Origin of the sequence: Marinobacter sp. F4216 (genome assembly GCF_019931195.1) — a bacterium.
GTDB classification, from domain to species: domain Bacteria; phylum Pseudomonadota; class Gammaproteobacteria; order Pseudomonadales; family Oleiphilaceae; genus Marinobacter; species Marinobacter suaedae.
In genome coordinates, this window is the sequence record NZ_JAIOUO010000003.1 from 326,909 (window position 1) to 343,998 (window position 17,090).

Annotated in this window: 14 protein-coding genes; 11 read left to right on the top strand and 3 right to left on the bottom strand. The window is 57.8% G+C overall.

Going from position 1 to position 17,090, the window contains the following annotated elements:
- Positions 1–21: 21 nt before the first annotated feature.
- Positions 22–1,473 carry an Asp-tRNA(Asn)/Glu-tRNA(Gln) amidotransferase subunit GatB gene (gatB, locus tag K8I84_RS06935; protein WP_223794009.1) on the top strand — a complete coding sequence of 484 codons (1,452 nt, stop codon included), beginning with the start codon at positions 22–24 and terminating at the stop codon, positions 1,471–1,473.
- A 71-nt stretch (positions 1,474–1,544) separates the two neighbouring features.
- On the opposite strand, the gene rimO is transcribed toward gatB, so the two are convergent.
- Positions 1,545–2,891 (bottom strand): 30S ribosomal protein S12 methylthiotransferase RimO, encoded by a 1,347-nt coding sequence (gene rimO, locus K8I84_RS06940; RefSeq protein ID WP_223794010.1) that lies wholly within the window; start codon positions 2,889–2,891, stop codon positions 1,545–1,547.
- Between the two features lie 271 nt (positions 2,892–3,162).
- Here rimO and K8I84_RS06945 point away from each other — a divergent pair, with 271 nt between their 5' ends.
- From K8I84_RS06945 to K8I84_RS06960, 4 genes are all read left to right on the top strand, one after another.
- Positions 3,163–3,618, top strand: coding sequence for a PilZ domain-containing protein (locus K8I84_RS06945; protein WP_223794011.1), 456 nt, complete (start codon positions 3,163–3,165; stop codon positions 3,616–3,618).
- A gap of 147 nt (positions 3,619–3,765) precedes the next feature.
- The gene (gene cysD / locus K8I84_RS06950) at positions 3,766–4,674 is read left to right on the top strand and encodes a sulfate adenylyltransferase subunit CysD (protein WP_223794012.1); all 909 of its coding nucleotides are present in this window, start codon (positions 3,766–3,768) and stop codon (positions 4,672–4,674) included.
- Between the two features lies 1 nt (position 4,675).
- Entirely contained in the window at positions 4,676–6,334 is a 1,659-nt protein-coding gene (gene cysN, locus K8I84_RS06955; protein ID WP_223794013.1) for a sulfate adenylyltransferase subunit CysN, read from the top strand.
- 78 nt (positions 6,335–6,412) lie between these two features.
- On the top strand, positions 6,413–7,429 hold the full coding sequence (locus K8I84_RS06960; RefSeq protein WP_223794014.1) for a nucleoid-associated protein: 1,017 nt from the start codon (positions 6,413–6,415) through the stop codon (positions 7,427–7,429).
- A 154-nt stretch (positions 7,430–7,583) separates the two neighbouring features.
- Here the strand turns inward: K8I84_RS06960 and trmH are convergent, their stop codons facing one another.
- Positions 7,584–8,324: a tRNA (guanosine(18)-2'-O)-methyltransferase TrmH gene (trmH, locus tag K8I84_RS06965; RefSeq protein ID WP_223794015.1), complete on the bottom strand. Its 741-nt coding sequence runs from the start codon at positions 8,322–8,324 to the stop codon at positions 7,584–7,586.
- Positions 8,325–8,512: 188 nt separating this feature from the next.
- Here trmH and miaB point away from each other — a divergent pair, with 188 nt between their 5' ends.
- The 5 genes from miaB to lnt all read left to right on the top strand — a co-directional run bounded on the left by miaB (position 8,513) and on the right by lnt (position 13,793).
- A complete protein-coding gene (miaB, locus tag K8I84_RS06970; RefSeq protein WP_223794016.1) occupies positions 8,513–9,859 on the top strand; it encodes a tRNA (N6-isopentenyl adenosine(37)-C2)-methylthiotransferase MiaB in 1,347 nt (448 codons plus the stop codon).
- A gap of 89 nt (positions 9,860–9,948) precedes the next feature.
- Positions 9,949–10,929 carry a PhoH family protein gene (locus tag K8I84_RS06975; protein WP_223794017.1) on the top strand — a complete coding sequence of 327 codons (981 nt, stop codon included), beginning with the start codon at positions 9,949–9,951 and terminating at the stop codon, positions 10,927–10,929.
- Entirely contained in the window at positions 10,926–11,399 is a 474-nt protein-coding gene (ybeY, locus tag K8I84_RS06980) for an rRNA maturation RNase YbeY (RefSeq protein ID WP_223794018.1), read from the top strand. Before K8I84_RS06975 ends, ybeY begins: the two co-directional genes overlap by 4 nt.
- Positions 11,396–12,241, top strand: coding sequence for an HlyC/CorC family transporter (locus K8I84_RS06985; protein ID WP_223794019.1), 846 nt, complete (start codon positions 11,396–11,398; stop codon positions 12,239–12,241). Before ybeY ends, K8I84_RS06985 begins: the two co-directional genes overlap by 4 nt.
- Positions 12,231–13,793: an apolipoprotein N-acyltransferase gene (gene lnt / locus K8I84_RS06990; protein ID WP_223794020.1), complete on the top strand. Its 1,563-nt coding sequence runs from the start codon at positions 12,231–12,233 to the stop codon at positions 13,791–13,793. Before K8I84_RS06985 ends, lnt begins: the two co-directional genes overlap by 11 nt.
- Here lnt and K8I84_RS06995 read toward each other — a convergent pair.
- Entirely contained in the window at positions 13,762–14,310 is a 549-nt protein-coding gene (locus K8I84_RS06995) for a zinc ribbon-containing protein (protein WP_223794021.1), read from the bottom strand. The genes lnt and K8I84_RS06995 overlap by 32 nt on opposite strands.
- A 190-nt stretch (positions 14,311–14,500) precedes the next feature.
- On the opposite strand from K8I84_RS06995, the gene leuS reads away from it, so the two are divergent.
- The gene (gene leuS / locus K8I84_RS07000; protein WP_223794501.1) at positions 14,501–17,086 is read left to right on the top strand and encodes a leucine--tRNA ligase; all 2,586 of its coding nucleotides are present in this window, start codon (positions 14,501–14,503) and stop codon (positions 17,084–17,086) included.
- Positions 17,087–17,090 lie beyond the last annotated feature (4 nt).

The window sequence follows — 17,090 nt, forward strand, 5'->3', positions numbered from 1 at the left end:
CCCGACAGAGGAGACGAACACATGCAGTGGGATATCGTGATCGGGCTGGAAATTCACGTTCAGCTCGCCACCCAGACCAAGATTTTCTCCGGCACCAGCACCGCTTACGGTGCCGAACCCAACACCCAGGCCAGCGCGGTCGACTTGGCCATGCCCGGTACGCTGCCGGTACCTAATGAAAACGCGTTTCGATACGCGTTAATGTTCGGCCTGGCGGTCAATGCCGAGATTGGCCGACGCTCGGTGTTCGAGCGGAAGAACTACTTCTACCCGGACCTGCCGAAAGGCTATCAGACGACCCAACTGGACAAGCCCATCGTCGGCCCTGGCTATGTGGACGTCGATCTGGCCAACGGCGAAACCAAGCGCGTACGCATTCACCACGCCCACCTGGAAGAGGATGCCGGCAAGTCCCTGCACGAGGACTACCACGGCATGACCGGTATCGACCTGAACCGGGCCGGCACGCCGCTGATCGAAGTAGTCACAGAGCCGGATATGAACAGCGCCGAAGAAGCGGTCGCCTTCGCCAGAAAACTGCACAGCATAGTGACGTCGCTGGGCATCTGTGATGGCGACATGTCTCAGGGCTCCATGCGCTTTGACGTGAACATCTCCCTGAAGCCGAAAGGTTCCGACACGCTTGGCACCCGCACCGAGACCAAGAACCTGAACTCCTTCCGCTTCATGGAACAGGCCATCGCCCACGAAGTCGAGCGGCAGATGGACATCCTGGAAGACGGTGGCAAAATCGAGCAGGAAACCCGGCTGTACAACGGCGACCGCGACGAATCCCGCTCCATGCGCACCAAGGAAGAAGCCAACGACTATCGCTACTTCCCCTGCCCGGACCTGCTACCCATCGAAATCGACGACAGCTTTATTGAGGATGCCCGTGCACGTCTGCCGGAACTTCCGGACGCCCGAAAGGCGCGCTTCAAGGGTCAGTATGGTCTGAACGATTACGACGCAAGCCTGCTGAGCAGCGATGCCAAACTGGCAAGCTTCTTTGAGGAGGCAGCGGCCCACGGCAAGGATGCGAAACTGACGGCCAACTGGATTCAGGGCGAGTTTTCAGCCCGACTGAAGGCCGAAGAGAAGACCGTCACCGAGTCTCCCATCTCCGGCGCCCAGCTTGGCGATCTGGTGGTGCGCATTGCCGACAACACCCTGTCGTCGGCGGGCGCCAAGAAGGTCTTCGAAGCACTCTGGACCGGCAACGGCGACAATGTGGATGCCATCATCGACGCCAAGGGCCTGAAACAGGTATCCGATACCGGTGCTCTGGAAGCCATGGTGGATGAAGTTCTGGCCGGCATGCCGGATCAGGTGGCCCAGTTCCAGAATGAAGAGGACCCGAAGAAACGCAAGAAGATGCTCGGCGGGTTTATGGGGCCCCTGATGAAAGCCTCCAAAGGCCAGGGCAACCCGAAACTGTTCAACGAGATTCTGCTGAAGAAACTCGGCGGGTAACTCTTACTTCAGAGAGCAAAACGGGCGCCCTATGGCGCCCGTTTTCGTTTACTGCAGGCTGACCTTCGCCCTTAATGCACGAGACTCGCCCACAGATCGTGCTCGTCCGCGTGCTCCACCACGGCCTTCACGATCTGCCCCGGCTCCAGGTCGGTTTCTTCGTTGAGGTAGACCATACCATCGATTTCCGGCGCATCCGCCTTCGAACGACCAATAGCGCCCTCTTCGTCCACCTCATCAATCAATACGTCAATCGTCTGACCGATCTTGGACTGCAGGCGGGCGGCAGAAATTTCAGCCTGCTTCGCCATAAAACGCTCGAGTCGCTCTTCTTTGACGTCTTCGGGAACCGCCCCCTCCAGTTCATTGGCGCGGGCACCTTCAACGGGGCTGTACTTGAACGCGCCAACTCGATCCAGCTGCGCCTCTTCCAGCCAGTCCAGCAGATACTGGAAATCCTCCTCCGTCTCGCCAGGGAAACCAACAATGAAGGTGGAGCGAATAGTCAGCTCCGGGCAAATTTCCCGCCATTTTCGGATGCGATCCAGCGTCTTGCTGTCATGCGCCGGTCGCTTCATGGCCTTCAGGACTTTCGGACTGGCATGCTGGAACGGGATATCGAGATAAGGAAGAATCTTTCCTTCAGCCATTAAAGGAATGATGTCGTCCACATGGGGGTATGGGTACACGTAATGGAGACGCACCCAGACGCCCATCTCCCCCAGCGCCTCGCACAATGCCTGCATCTTGGTCTTGAGCGGGCGCCCTTGCCAGAAACCGGTGCGGTATTTGATATCAACACCATATGCTGAGGTGTCCTGCGAGATGACCAGCAACTCCTTTACCCCGGCATCCACCAGACGCTTGGCCTCATCCATGACGTCGCCAATCGGCCGGCTGACCAGATCACCGCGCATGGAGGGGATGATGCAGAAGGTGCAACGATGGTTGCAGCCCTCAGAGATTTTCAGATAGGCGTAATGCCGTGGCGTCAGCTTGACCCCCTGGGGCGGAACCAGATCGACAAACGGATCGTGCTTTTTCTGGGGCGGCACATACCGATGAACTGCACCGACAACCTCCTCGTAGGCCTGCGGGCCCGACACCGCAAGCACACCCGGGTGGGTATCCCGAATTCGGTCGGCTTCCACGCCCATACACCCGGTGACAATTACCTTGCCGTTTTCATTCATCGCCTCGCCTATCGCATCCAGGGACTCCTGCTTCGCAGAGTCGATGAAGCCGCAGGTATTCACTACCACCACATCAGCATCATCATAAGTGGGCACAACCTCGTAGCCATCCTGCCGAAGCTGGGTCAGGATACGTTCGGAGTCCACCAACGCCTTGGGGCATCCAAGGCTGATAAAGCCAACCTTTCCACTGCCAGTGTCGGTATCGCGAGATTTTTCTGTCATAACCAAACTGAGTCCCCGGAGTTTTTCGCAAACTCCCGAATGAATGAAAACGCCGATTTTACCCCACCATGGAACCACACTGCAGCACGCATCGTCCTTAAAGCGGATGCGTAAAGACCACTAATCGAAAAATTCCCATCGGTGTGCATTTTTTGTGAATCCATGTTCATTTTTTTGCAGCAAATCTGACACAATGGGCGACACGAATCTTGCCGTGCGCAAATCAAACATCTAAACTTTTCGAGCCTAAGCGTCTCTCCGGATGGGATTTATGGGAAAGGCAGAGTCCATTAAAACCAGTCACGCCAATCGAGTAACCATGAAACCAGTTGCCATTAAAAGTAATCTTCGGAACCAACAGCGGGTCGACGTCAAGTTCGACATTGCCGTAGAAACCGAAAGTGGCGACAAACTGACATGCACGACAATTAACCTATCACGCTCGGGCGTGATGATCTCCTGCAACCGGGGGGACATCAAAAAGCTGATCCCCACCCAACAATCCCCGGCCCCGGGCCACTGGATAGCGGTCAAGACTGCCTTCTCGGTTCCCGTTTTGGCGCACCAACCCGTCAGCGTGGTGGCCGACTGCAATATCGTGCATATGCGCCGCGTTGCTCGAGATGAATTTCATCTCGGCATTAACTTCTCCGAATTTGAAGGCAACGGATTCGATTACGTGGACCGTTACGTAGCCGAGCTACTGGCCGACTCCAAGACCATCTGATAACCCGCCCAACCTCCTAATCTGCTCTACGCAGCTATATTTTTATAACCCAAACATCTACTTGGGCACCTTATTATTCCTCGCACCCCTCTGATATACTCGGGCTCTCAAACATCTGGCAGGCCTGTGAAACAACAGCGGAACACCATGACCACATACAATCTGACCCATCTGAAGCAGCTGGAAGCAGAAAGCATCCATATCATCCGGGAAGTCGCAGCGGAATTTGACAATCCGGTCATGCTGTACTCCATCGGAAAGGACTCTGCGGTCATGCTGCACCTGGCCCGCAAGGCTTTCCACCCCGGCAAATTGCCGTTTCCTCTCATGCACATCGACACCACCTGGAAATTCCGTGAGATGATCGAATTCCGGGACCGCAAGACCAAGGAATATGGTCTGGACCTGATCGTGCACACCAACCAGGAAGGTGTTGAGCAGGGCGTCGGGCCCTTTACTCACGGCAGTGCCAAGCATACGGACGTCATGAAAACCCAGGCGCTCAAGCAAGCTCTGGACAAGTACAAGTTTGACGCCGCCTTCGGTGGCGCCCGCCGCGATGAAGAAAAATCCCGGGCCAAGGAGCGGGTTTACTCCTTCCGGGACGAACATCATCGGTGGGACCCGAAAAACCAGCGTCCGGAACTCTGGAACATCTACAACGGCAAGATCAACAAAGGTGAGAGCATCCGGGTCTTTCCGCTGTCCAACTGGACCGAACTGGATATCTGGCAGTACATCTACCTGGAGAACATCGAGATCGTTCCTCTCTACTACGCCGCCAAGCGTCCGGTGGTTGAGCGCGACGGCACACTGATCATGGTGGATGACGATCGCATGCCTCTTAAAGAGGGTGAAACCCCGATGATGAAATCGGTTCGCTTCCGTACCCTGGGCTGCTACCCCCTCACCGGTGCCATTGAATCCGAAGCCGACACGCTGACGGACATTATTCAGGAAATGCTGCTGGCCAAGAGCTCTGAGCGTCAGGGCCGGGTCATTGACCACGATTCTGCCGGGTCCATGGAACAGAAAAAGCGGGAAGGGTACTTCTAAGATGTCACACCAGTCTGATCTGATTGCCGAAGATATTCAGGCCTACCTGAGTCAACACGAGAACAAGCAACTGCTGCGTCTGCTTACCTGCGGCAGCGTGGACGATGGCAAGAGCACCCTGATTGGCCGCCTTCTCCATGACACCAAGATGATCTACGAAGATCACATGGCCAGCCTGAAGACCGATAGCGCCAAGATGGGGACCACCGGCGAGAAGCTCGATCTGGCCCTGCTGGTAGACGGCCTGCAGGCGGAACGTGAACAAGGCATTACCATCGACGTAGCCTACCGCTTTTTCTCCACCGACAAGCGCAAGTTCATCATTGCCGATACACCGGGGCACGAGCAGTACACTCGCAACATGGCCACCGGCGCATCCACGGCCCAGCTGGCCATTCTGATGATCGATGCGCGCCACGGCGTCCTGACCCAGACCCGCCGCCACTCTTACATCGCCTCACTGCTCGGCATCCGCCACATCGTCGTTGCCGTCAACAAGATGGATCTGGTGGACTTCAGCGAGCAGCGGTTCAATGAAATCAAAGACGACTACCTCGCTTTTGCGGCCAAACTCGGCCTGAAAGACATCCGGTTTGTCCCCATGTCTGCGCTGGAAGGCGACAACGTTGTAAACCGCAGCGAGAACACGCCCTGGTTTACCGGCCAGCCCTTGATGGAAATCCTGGAAACCGTCGAGGTTTCCCGGGATAAGAACATGGAGCACTTCCGGCTTCCGGTCCAGTACGTCAACCGGCCCAACCTGAACTTCCGGGGTTTCTGCGGCACGATCGCCTCCGGAGTTATCCGCCCGGGCGATGAGGTCATGGCCCTACCCTCCCGACGCACCAGCAAAGTGAAGGACATCGTCACTTTCGATGGCAATCTCGAGGAGGCCTACATTGACCAGGCGGTTACCCTGACCCTGGAAGACGAGATCGATGTCAGCCGTGGCGACATGCTGGTCAAGGTTGGCGACGAGCCTGAGGTGGACAACCACTTTAACGCCAACATCGTCTGGATGACCGACGCCCCACTGGAAACCGGCCGCCTGTACAACATCAAGCTCGGCCCCAACTTCACCTCCGGCACCATCAAGAAAATCCACCATCAGACCGATGTGAATACGCTGGAGCAGAATGCCAATCCATCACAATTGGCACTCAACGAAATTGGCCTGTGCGAGCTGACACTGAATCAGCCCGTAGCATATGACAACTATCCGGGCAGCCATGCGACGGGCAGCTTCATCGTCATTGACCGGCTCACCAACATCACCGTGGGTGCCGGCATGATTGCCGGACAGGCGGACAAGGCCAGCTCTTTCGAGCCCGTCAGCACCGAGGAACGCGAACGCCGGTTGGCACAGAAGCCCGCCATCGTAGGTTGCGGAGGCAAGCAGGCCACATCCCTGGCGCTGGCGGTCGAACGCGCCCTGTTCGACCATGGCAAGACGTCCGTCGTTCTCACTGAAGACAACACCGGTGATGCTGACGACCGCCGTCGTGCTGCTCAGCTGCTATCCGCGCACGGGCTGATTGCCGTTGCGGTCAACCTCGGTTCCGATGTAGCCTCTGCATCCGTTTCCGCAGACAGCGAACAGGAAATTCCTGCCGCCGTCAGCCAACTGGTTCAGGATCTGATCCGGAGCAAGCGCATCTGACCCTCGGGTAATCCAAAGCCCCGCAGGCCAGACGCCTCCGGGGCTTTTTTATTGCACCCCTTGTAAGAGAGTCCGAGCATGGCCATCAAACACCTCCGCACCGCATTCGCCAGCCAGTATCAGCCAGGCCAGCCCGCCCGCCTGAACGCCGGGGACGCTCTGACTGAGCCAGGTGGCGATTACGAATCTCTTCACAAGCAAATGAAGCGGCTTTTCAACAGCAAGCCAGGCAAAAAGTACGGCCGTTTCACCGATGATATCGGCGAAAGTCCGTTCGGCGCCTGGCTGAAAGACTATCTTCAGGACAAGCAGAGCTTCGATTCACTGACGGACCGCCTGTTCGGCCAGTGGCAGGAGCTGCTGACCGGCTGCCAGGAAGAGTTTCAGGGGCACCTGATGATTGTCCACGAGGCCCTGGCCGATGCCGAGGTGGTTTATCTGCTGATCATGGAAACCGACAGTGCGCTGCGCTTCGATGGCAGCCAGACTCTCGACGCCACCGATGTCCTGAGCCTCTCGCGCCTGAATCTTGCAATGCGCATAGAGCTGGACGACTGGCTTGGCGACAACAGCGGCGACAACTACCTGACGCTACTCCACGGCCGGGGCACAGGCGAACCAGGCGAACTGTTTATCCGCCTTGCGGGATTCACCAATCAGGTGGACGTGGAAAAGGAAACCCTGACATTCCTGGATGCTGTGGAAGCGTTCGCGAAGACCTCGGAGCCGGAAAAAGCCGGAGAGGTCCGCACCAAGGCCTATGAATTCTGCAAGGAGCAGCATGCCCTGGGTGAGCCGGTAGAAATCGGCGCCCTGTCCGAATACCTGGACGAAAGTGCCCCTCAGCGCTTCCAGGAGTTTGCCGGCAAGAATACCGAACTGCCGGAAAGCGGCGTGATTCACCCGGATCACCGCAAGGTCAAAAAGCTGGTGCGCATCGCTGGCTCCGGCGGTGGTATGAGTGTGTCGTTTTCCTCGGATCTGGTGAACCAGGCGGTGTATTACGACAAGGACAAGGACGCGTTGACCATAACCCGACTGCCCAAGGCGCTGCGGGAACAGCTTCAGCGCTATCTGGAAGCTCGCGAGGAGTAAACTCGTCGGTTGTTGCTTGGTAGCCGGCCGGTAAGGGGCTGCGCCGGGCTGCAAAGCCTTTCCTTCTGGAAAAACAACTCGCTTCGCTCGAACATTTTTTCCGACAGAAAAGGCATCACATCCCAGCGCGAATTTGGACAAGCAGGTATGGCTTTTAATCTAAATTTTCTTCGATGGCAGCAGGCTCGTCGTCCCACCTTGGACGGTTAGCCCTCAGTTTTCTGACTTCCTGCATCCAACCGACGCCGTCGATCAAATCGCCGGTTTCCGGATCAATCGGCGGATACGGCAGGTTACGGTCATCGCAGTAACGCTTCACCGTCGGCTGGCACCAGCAAAACAGAAGACGCTGATACTCGTCGTCCGGCAGCCGCCGGGCATCAAAGAGCCCGGCGGCCTTCCTCTGACGCTGGGCTTCGGCGAGGATGATCGAGCAGGCCGAGGACACATTGAGCGATTCCACCATCCCCATCATCGGGATCACGATATGCTCGTCCGCCTGATCGGCCGCACCCGCGCTGACACCATCCACTTCATTGCCCATGATCACCGTGCAGGGTACGGTAAAATTCACCTCTCGGTAGTCCACGGCCCGGTCCGACAACTGTGCCGCGTAGAGTTTGTGGCCCTGCCCCTTGAGGTAACCAATGGCATCGTCCATGGTCCGATGGGTATGGGTCGTCACCCAGTTGTAACTGCCCCCCGCCGTTTTGCGGAAAGCACGGAATCCTTCCCTTGGCCAGACCACATGCATGTTAGCCAGCCCGAACGCATCACAGGACCGGATGATCGCAGACAGGTTCCGCGGCTTGTGAACCTGATCGGTTAACACACTGATATCAGGCTGGCGTGTATCAAGGATTTGCTTGATGCGGGCGAGGCGTTCAGGGGTCATGGTCTTCGGTGTCAGTACTTGAAAAGTCGCGCATCATACCACATTGAACTAGCAACAAGCCGAGACAACGGTGGTTGAAGAATAGGCAGACCGCTATAATACGCCGTCCCTTTTTTGACCGCGCCTTCTGTAGCACTCAGTCGACACGACTCGTCCGGCGCAACATCCACCAGAATACGTTGAGACTCATGGCCAAGAAGCTGTACATCAAAACCCATGGCTGCCAGATGAACGAATACGATTCATCCCGCATGGCAGACCTGCTGCGCTCCGGCGAAGCGGTCGAAATGACCGACACCCCCGAGGACGCGGACATCCTGCTGCTGAACACCTGCTCTATCCGGGAAAAAGCCCAGGAAAAAGTGTTTCACCAGCTTGGCCGCTGGAAGTCGCTGAAAAACAGCAAGCCGGAACTGATCATTGGCGTGGGCGGGTGCGTGGCCAGCCAGGAAGGCGAGGCAATTATCGAGCGAGCCCCCTACGTCGACATGGTATTCGGCCCACAGACCCTGCATCGCCTGCCGGACATGATTACTGAGGTTCGCAGCAAGGGTAACGGCGTTGGCGTGGTGGATGTCAGCTTCCCGGAAATCGAGAAGTTCGACAAACTGCCCGAACCGGGTGCGGACGGCCCCTCGGCATTCGTGTCCATCATGGAAGGCTGCAGCAAGTACTGCACCTTCTGTGTGGTCCCTTACACCCGTGGTGAGGAAGTCAGCCGACCGGTGGACGACGTCATTGCCGAAGTCGCCCACCTGGCCACCCAGGGTGTTCGTGAGGTGAATCTGCTGGGCCAGAATGTCAACGCCTATCGTGGCGAAACCCACGACGGCGACGTCATGGACCTGGCGGAACTGATCACCCTGATCGCCACCATCGATGGCATCGACCGGATTCGGTACACCACGTCTCATCCGGTGGAATTTACCGATGCGATGATCGACGTCTACGAACAGGTTCCGGAACTGGTCAGCCACCTGCATCTGCCGGTCCAGAGTGGATCCGACCGAATCCTGGCCGCCATGAAACGCGGTCATACCGCACTGGAATACAAGTCCAAGCTGCGCCGCCTGCGGAAGATCCGCCCGGACATCAGTTTCTCGTCCGACTTCATCATCGGATTTCCCGGCGAAACCGACAAAGACTTTGAAGACACCATGAAGCTGATCAACGACATCGGTTTTGACGTGTCCTTCAGCTTTATTTACAGCGCCCGACCGGGCACTCCGGCATCTGACCTGCCGGACGACACCCCGATGGACGTCAAGAAGCAGCGCCTGAGCATTCTTCAGCAGCGAATTAACCAGCAGGCCATGGATATCAGCCGTAAGATGGTGGGCTCCACCCAGCGGATTCTGGTCACCGGCCTGTCCAAGAAAGACCCGGGCGAGTTCGCCGGACGCACCGAGAACAACCGGATCGTCAACTTCCGCCACGACAACCCGGATGTGGTCGGTCACTTCATTGATGTGGAGATTGTCGACGCATTCCCCAATTCCCTGCGGGGCGTACCGGTGGACGATCAGCTGCACTGATTAAGTCGACAGACTTTCCAGAACCGGTCCATTATTAAGTAAATCCTTCAACACGCCCGGCACTTGCCGGGCAGCACGACGGAGCATTCTTGAGCACCCACGACTCCAGACAGTTCGACCTGCATCCGGCAGATCAACGCAGACTCGCCACTTTGTGCGGCCAGTTCGATGAAAACCTCAAACACATCGAGCGCCGACTGCACGTCAAGGTTGGCCGACGGGGGCACCATTTCCGAATCGAGGGCGAAACCGAGCATGTTGCCGCCGCCATTGAAGTAATTCGACACCTCTACCGTGAAACCGAAGCCACGGACGACCTGCAACCAGACACCGTCCACTTGTTCATCCGGGAAACCGGATTGGAGCGCCTGCCCGAAGATGTGCCCTACGATGGCGCTGTGACAGTCATTAAAACCCCGAAACTCCAGGCCAAGCCCCGTGGCGCGAACCAGCAGAAGTACGTGCACAACATTCGCACCCACGACATCAACTTCGGCATTGGCCCGGCGGGAACTGGCAAAACCTGGCTGGCCGTGGCCTGCGCGGTCGAGGCCCTGAAGGACGAACAGGTCAAGCGAATCCTGCTGGTGCGCCCGGCAGTTGAGGCTGGCGAAAAGCTCGGCTTCCTGCCTGGCGACCTGGCCCAGAAGGTCGATCCCTACCTTCGCCCCCTGTACGACGCCCTCTATGAGATGCTGGGGTTTGACCAGGTGACGCGGCTGATCGAAAAGAGCGTCATCGAAATCGCCCCGCTGGCGTTCATGCGCGGCCGAACCCTCAACAATGCCTTCATCATCCTGGATGAAAGCCAGAACACTACCCGGGAGCAGATGAAAATGTTCCTGACCCGCATCGGCTTTGGCTCCACCGCCGTGATCACCGGCGATACCACTCAGGTAGACCTGCCCCGCGGGCAAAATTCCGGCCTGATCCACGCCGCCGGCGTGTTGAGCAAAGTCTCGGGCATTGGCTTCACGCGCTTCGGCGCCAAGGATGTTGTCCGGCACCCTCTCGTGCAGCGGATTGTCGAGGCCTACGATGCCTTCGATGACGGAGGCAGCAGCCAGTGAGCAAGCTGACGGTGGACTTGCAGGATGCTTACGAGCAGCCCGGCATTCCGGAACCAGCCCACCTTGAAAGCTGGGCCAATCTTGCCTGGCAAGGCGACGAGCCATCCGAGGTCACCATCCGCATTGTTGGCGAACCGGAAAGCCAGGCACTGAATCTGGAATATCGGGGTAAGGATAACCCAACCAACGTCCTGTCCTTTCCATTTGAGGCACCAGCGGGTATAACCATTCCATTGGCGGGCGATCTCATTATTTGTGCGCCAGTTGTTGAAAAAGAAGCCAGGGAACAACATAAAGAATTAATGGCCCACTGGGCCCACATGGTCGTACACGGTATGCTGCACTTACAGGGCTACGATCATGTGATCGACGAGGATGCCGAGGTCATGGAAGCCCTCGAGGTCCAGCTGCTCGGCCAGCTCGGATTTGGTAACCCCTACGAAGCAGAGGAATTGGAAAAAGACTCATGAGCGACGACCAGTCGAGTCGCAGCCAGGGCAACAAGTCCTGGCTGGAACGTATATCACAGGCCTTCTCCAGCGGGCCTGAGTCCATCGAGGACGTGCTGGAAATCCTCCGGGACGCAGAGTCCCAGAGCATCATCGATACCGATGCCATGAGCATCATCGAAGGTGCGATGCAGGTGATCGACATGCGCGTGGAAGAAATCATGATCCCGCGTTCCCAGATGGTCACCGTCAAGGCCTCCCAGGAGCCCAAGGAATTCCTCGGCGAAATCATCAACTCCGCTCACAGCCGCTTTCCCGTCATTGGTGACAATCAGGACGACGTCGTCGGGGTACTGCTGGCCAAAGACCTGCTGCCCCTGGCGCTGAACGACGACCTGAACTGGTCCAGCATCCGGGAAATTCTCCGCCCACCGACCTTTGTTCCTGAGAGCAAGCGCCTTAACCAGTTGCTCAAGGAGTTCAAGGAAAATCGCAATCACATGGCCATTGTGGTGGATGAATACGGCGGCACAGCCGGCCTGATCACCATTGAAGACGTGCTGGAGCAAATCGTCGGCGAAATCGAAGACGAGCACGATTTCGATGAAGAAACCCACATCAAGGGTCGCGGAGACGGAGTCTACACCGTCAAAGCCGTAACTCCCGTTGAAGACTTCAACGAGTTCTTCGAGACCGAACTGGATGAAGAAGAGTTCGACACCATTGGCGGCCTGGTTCTCAAGGAGTTCGGTCACCTGCCCAGACGAGGCGAAACGGTTGAATTCGGTGGCTTGCGCTTTACCATAGCCAACGCCGATAACCGCGTCATCCGACTGTTGCAGGTAAACCGAGTTGAGCCATAACCCAGACGCTCCCCAGGGGCTGACCTTCCCACTCTCCGGCAATCGTTGGCTGGCAGCCTTGATTCTGCTGGCCGCCGGAGCATTTCAGACATTTACGTTCTCGCCATTTGAGTACTGGTGGCTCGGCCCGTTTTCGGCATTCCTGATCCTGCTGGTCACCATACCGGCAGCGCCGGAAAAGCTTTTCCAGGCGGGGTGGCTCACGGGGCTCGGACTGTTTGGATCCGGCGCCAGCTGGGTCTATATCAGCATCAGTGAATACGGAAATACGAACGTTCCCGTCGCCGTGCTGCTGACAGCCATTTTCGTCGCCGGGCTCGCCCTGTTCCACGGCCTGGCTTTCTGGTTCTGGGGTAAACTGGCGAGAGAAAACCGCGTTCGTCGCCTCATTCTGTTTCCGGGTATCTGGCTTCTGGGCGACTGGCTGCGCGGCTGGCTGCTGACTGGCTTCCCCTGGCTTTACCTGGGGACCGCCCACACGGACGGCCCGCTCGGCGGATGGGCGCCACTGGTGGGCGTGCATGGCATTACCCTGTGGATCACGGCTACCGGCGCAGCAATTTATGGCGCCTGCTGGCTGGCCCGCTATCGCAACTGGGGAGCGACGGCCGCTACTCTGGCGCTGGCTCTGATCCCGTGGCTGGCTGGCCCGCAACTGAAGCAGGTTGAATGGACTCGCCTCAGCGACGAACCCACCAGCTTTGCGGCCATGCAGGGTAACATCCCCCAGCAGATCAAGTGGGATCCGGACTTTCTGCGCGACCAGATCGTCACCTACCTGGGTATGACCGATGGGCAATGGAACACCGACCTGATCCTATGGCCCGAGACCGCCATTCCCATTCCGCACGATCAGGCCGGCCAGATCATCGATCACATCAGCGATCGACTGGGAGACAACAGCACTCTGATTACCGGCATCCCTTGGTACGGGTTCAGCGAACGCCTGGAAGACTTCACCTTCCACAACAGCATCATGGCAATCGGCGAAGGGGAAGGCATTTATCACAAGCAAAAACTGGTGCCCTTCGGCGAGTATGTGCCTCTGGAGGGCTTGCTGCGAGGACTGATTGGCTTCTTCGACCTGCCAATGAGCAGCTTCAGCCGGGGCCCGGAATACCAGAGCCCCCTTCAGGCAGGCGGCGCCAAGATCATGCCGTTTATCTGTTATGAGGTGGCCTATCCGGATTTCGTCGCATTCAACAGCCGTCAATCCGGTCTGTTGCTGACGATCAGCAACGATGGCTGGTTCGGCGCTTCGATCGGCCCACTACAGCACCTTCAGATCGCCCGGATGCGGGCACTGGAAACAGGGCGCTACATGCTCCGGGGCACCAACAACGGAGTCACGGCGATTATCAACCACAAGGGCAAAATCACCGAATCGACGCCGCAATTCGAGCGGGTCACCCTGCGCGGGGAAGTCTACTCGGCTGAGGGCATGACGCCGTTCATGCAGACCGGCTCCTGGCCGGCCCTCACCATTGCGCTGATCCTGGTGGTCTTTGTGCGGGAACGGATCATTCCTCCTGTTTCGGCCAGCGGCTCGTAACCCGTTCGTAGTAGTGGGAACCGCAGGCTTCGCAGGGTTCCAGATGACTGGTGGCCGTCAGGCAGCGCATGTGACTGCAGTTCAGACAGCGAAACATGCCGGCCGTAGCCACCTCGCCGGAGATGTAATGGCCCGCATCGGTGTTATCCAGTTTCTGGTTCAGCTCCAGCGTGTCGACCAGGGTCTTGTCCGCGACCGACAACAGCCGGTCCGCTAGCTGGTGCTCCAGCAGGGCGATATCCAACTGCAGCCACTCTTCGAGTCCTTCTCCGGTTTCTTCCATGAAATGCATCAGGTGCTTGAGGTCCCGTTCCAGGTAAGCGCCTAACAGATCTGACTCTTCCCTCGTCATCTCCTCAAGCTCATATTCGAACTCCACGGCCTTCTGCACCTCGTCCTCCAGGGCCTGGACCGTGATATCAGGCAAGGTTTTCAGCCGGGTCTGGACACGCTCAAGCATCCGGTCATAGACCTCCAGCGCTTTTCCTGAAAGATGGCTACGTTCGGGTTCGCTCATAACGACTCCTTGATACCGTCCGGAAGGGAGGTGCCGCCTGCAGGCGCAGGCCTGGCACGGACAATCAGCATCCCTAATCATGGCACAGGATTCGCGGATTGGCAGACTACCTGTCGGGGCGCTGGTGCGTTAGAATGTCCGGCCGCTCCGAACATCATTTTGTTATAGGGTAACTTTGGTAATGGCAGGAATGGACGAGCAATACAATCCGAGTAACGTAGAACAGAATGCCCGCAATTTCTGGGAAGAAAACAAAACCTTCGAAGTGAAGGAAGAGCCGGGCAAGCCAAAATACTACTGCCTGTCCATGTTCCCCTACCCCAGCGGCAAACTGCACATGGGGCATGTTCGCAACTACACCATCGGCGATGCCATCTCCCGATACCAGCGCATGCAGGGCAAGAATGTCATGCAGCCCATGGGCTGGGACGCCTTCGGTCTTCCGGCGGAAAACGCCGCCATTGCCAACAAGACCGCACCGGCCAAATGGACCTACGCCAACATCGACTACATGAAGAACCAGCTCAAGCAGCTGGGCTTCGGTTACGACTGGAACCGTGAACTGGCCACCTGCAGCCCGGATTACTATCGCTGGGAACAGTGGTTTTTTGCCCGCCTGTACGAGAAGGGCCTGGTCTACAAGAAGATGTCCACGGTCAACTGGGATCCAGTAGACCAAACGGTACTGGCCAACGAACAAGTCGTTGACGGCCGCGGCTGGCGCTCCGGTGCCCTGGTGGAACAGAAGAAAATTCCCCAGTGGTTCATTCGCATCACCGATTACGCCGAAGAATTGCTCAACGATCTGGACGAGCTGGATGACTGGCCGGACCAGGTCAAAACCATGCAGCGCAACTGGATCGGCAAGTCGGTCGGCACCGAGCTGACCTTCCCTCTCAAGGATTCGCACGACGGCCTGACGGTTTACACCACTCGCCCGGACACGCTCATGGGTGTCAGCTACATGGCCGTGTCCGCCGAGCATCCGCTGGCCAAGGCATCCGCCAAGCTGCATCGGGACGTCGCCGAATTTGTCGACGAGTGCCGGAATAGCAAGGTAGCCGAAGCGGAACTGGCCACCATGGAAAAGAAAGGCATCGACACCGGCTTCAAGGCCGTCCACCCGCTTACCCAGGAAGAGATTCCGGTCTGGATCGCGAACTTTGTTCTGACCGACTATGGCACCGGCGCCCTGATGGCCGTGCCGGCCCACGATGAGCGTGACCACGAATTTGCCCGCAAGTATCGCCTGCCGATCAAGCAAGTCATTGCCGCCCGGGATGGTCGTGAAATCGACGTCCAGGAAGCCGCCTTCACCGAAAAAGGCACCCTGGTATCCTCCGGCAAGTACAGCGGCCTGACCAGCGAAGAGGCCTTCGATGCCATCGCCGAGTACCTTGAAGAACACAGCATCGGCAAACGCACCGTGAACTATCGACTGCGTGACTGGGGCGTGTCCCGGCAGCGTTACTGGGGCGCCCCTATTCCAATGATGACTCTGGAAGACGGCACCGAGCGGCCGGTTCCTGACGACCAGCTGCCTGTTCGCCTGCCCGAAGAAGTCGAAATGGACGGCGTTCAGTCCCCTATCAAGGCCGATCCGGAGTGGGCCAAGACGACCTTCGAAGGCCAGCCGGCGACGCTGGAGACCGATACCTTCGACACCTTCATGGAGTCGTCCTGGTATTACGCCCGTTTCTGCAGCCCAAACTACGACAAGGGCATGCTGGATCCGTCCGCTGCCAACTACTGGCTGCCGGTTGACCAGTACATCGGCGGCATTGAGCACGCCATCCTGCACCTGCTCTACGCCCGCTTCTTCCACAAGTTGCTGCGGGACGTGGGCCTGGTCACCAGTTCAGAACCTTTCAAGCGCCTGCTGTGCCAGGGCATGGTGCTGGCCGAAACCTACTACCGGGAAGACGAGAAAGGCGGCAAGGTGTGGATTGCCCCGTCTGACGTCACGGTAGAGCGGGACGACAAGGGCCAGCCCATTCAGGCCACCCACAAGGAAGACGGTCAACCGGTCATTGCCGGCGGCGTCACCAAGATGTCCAAGTCCAAGAACAACGGCATCGACCCACAAGCCATCATCGACCAGTACGGTGCAGACACCGTTCGCCTGTTCATGATGTTCGCAGCGCCCCCCGAGCAGTCCCTGGAGTGGTCCGACAGCGGTGTTGAAGGCGCCCATCGATTCCTCAAACGCCTGTGGCGTCTGGTTAGCGAGCATACCGCCGCAGGTGCAGCCCCGACGCTCAATGCCGCCGAGCTGACTGACAAGCAAAAAGATCTGCGCCGAAAGACTCACGAGACCATTGCCAAGGTTAGTGACGATCTGAGCCGGCGCCTGACGTTCAATACGGCTATTGCAGCGGTGATGGAGCTGCTGAATGACGTCAACAAGCTGAACGATGACGAGCCCCAGAGCCGTGCTGTGCGTCAGGAAGCCCTGAACACCGCCGTGTTGCTCCTGTCTCCGATTGCACCGCACGTTTGCCACAACCTGTGGCAGGCTCTGGGTCACGAGACACCGGTCGTGGATGCCCAGTGGCCGGTGGCGGATGAAAAGGCCATGGTTCGCAGCGAAATCCAGGTCGTTCTGCAGGTCAACGGCAAAGTCCGAGCTAAACAGGAAGTACCGGCTGACATTGCTAAAGCCGACCTGGAAAAGATTGCTCTGGAAAACGAAAACGTGGTTCGTTTCACCGAGGGCAAGACCGTTCGCAAGGTCATCGTAGTACCGGGCAAACTGGTCAACATCGTAGCGAACTGATCAA

Coding starts and splice junctions, on each gene's coding strand:
- gatB (WP_223794009.1), top strand. CDS start 22: ATGCAGTGGGATATCGTGATCGGGCTGGAAATTCACGTTCAGCTCGCC.
- rimO (WP_223794010.1), bottom strand. CDS start 2,891: ATGACAGAAAAATCTCGCGATACCGACACTGGCAGTGGAAAGGTTGGC.
- K8I84_RS06945 (WP_223794011.1), top strand. CDS start 3,163: ATGGGAAAGGCAGAGTCCATTAAAACCAGTCACGCCAATCGAGTAACC.
- cysD (WP_223794012.1), top strand. CDS start 3,766: ATGACCACATACAATCTGACCCATCTGAAGCAGCTGGAAGCAGAAAGC.
- cysN (WP_223794013.1), top strand. CDS start 4,676: ATGTCACACCAGTCTGATCTGATTGCCGAAGATATTCAGGCCTACCTG.
- K8I84_RS06960 (WP_223794014.1), top strand. CDS start 6,413: ATGGCCATCAAACACCTCCGCACCGCATTCGCCAGCCAGTATCAGCCA.
- trmH (WP_223794015.1), bottom strand. CDS start 8,324: ATGACCCCTGAACGCCTCGCCCGCATCAAGCAAATCCTTGATACACGC.
- miaB (WP_223794016.1), top strand. CDS start 8,513: ATGGCCAAGAAGCTGTACATCAAAACCCATGGCTGCCAGATGAACGAA.
- K8I84_RS06985 (WP_223794019.1), top strand. CDS start 11,396: ATGAGCGACGACCAGTCGAGTCGCAGCCAGGGCAACAAGTCCTGGCTG.
- K8I84_RS06995 (WP_223794021.1), bottom strand. CDS start 14,310: ATGAGCGAACCCGAACGTAGCCATCTTTCAGGAAAAGCGCTGGAGGTC.
- leuS (WP_223794501.1), top strand. CDS start 14,501: ATGGACGAGCAATACAATCCGAGTAACGTAGAACAGAATGCCCGCAAT.